Genomic DNA, 506 nt, shown 5'->3' with positions numbered 1-506 from the left:
GTTTTTCGTTAATAACTTTCTCAATTCTCAACCGATTGAGCTAAAACTTGGTATGCTTCTTGTCGTGAACAGTGGCAAGCCAACGCAACCAAGTCGAGTCGGATCGGACTTCGGGAACGGCCAGGACCAAGCACGGCGCAAGAGGCTCGAACCGTGCACCCAACACCTTGGCACCGGAAGTTCAAACCGCACAAAACTGCATCAGTTCGCTAGATATTTGAAATGCGGTTCCAACGGTACCAAGAACATTGGAATCGGACAAGGGATGGTGGAGATATAACAGAAAAACCGACAGGCCGAAATCCATGTTTTTTCCCCAGCTCGACTCGTTCGAACTTAGAAAATTTCATATGAAAAAATCGAATTTGGACGGAAAAGCGATTTTGTCACAAGCTCGCGGTTTTTCGTTAATAACTTTCTTAATTCTCAACCGATTGAGCTAAAACTTGGTATGTTTCTTGCCGTGAACAGTAGCAAGCCAACGCGATCGAGTCGAGTCGGATCGG

Annotated in this window: 1 protein-coding gene; it reads left to right on the top strand. The window is 46.0% G+C overall.

The window, feature by feature from the left end:
• Nucleotides 1-280 (top strand): hypothetical protein (locus F1381_RS28685; RefSeq protein WP_222850505.1); only part of this gene is annotated, 280 nt, incomplete at its 5' end.
• Between the last annotated feature and the right edge of the window lie 226 nt (nt 281-506).

Source organism: Paenibacillus tengchongensis (genome assembly GCF_008973665.1).
Classification (GTDB): Bacteria; Bacillota; Bacilli; order Paenibacillales; family Paenibacillaceae; genus Paenibacillus_AQ; species Paenibacillus_AQ tengchongensis.
Note: the sequence above shows the minus strand (reverse complement) of the source record. Positions and strands in the feature narration are given on the sequence as shown.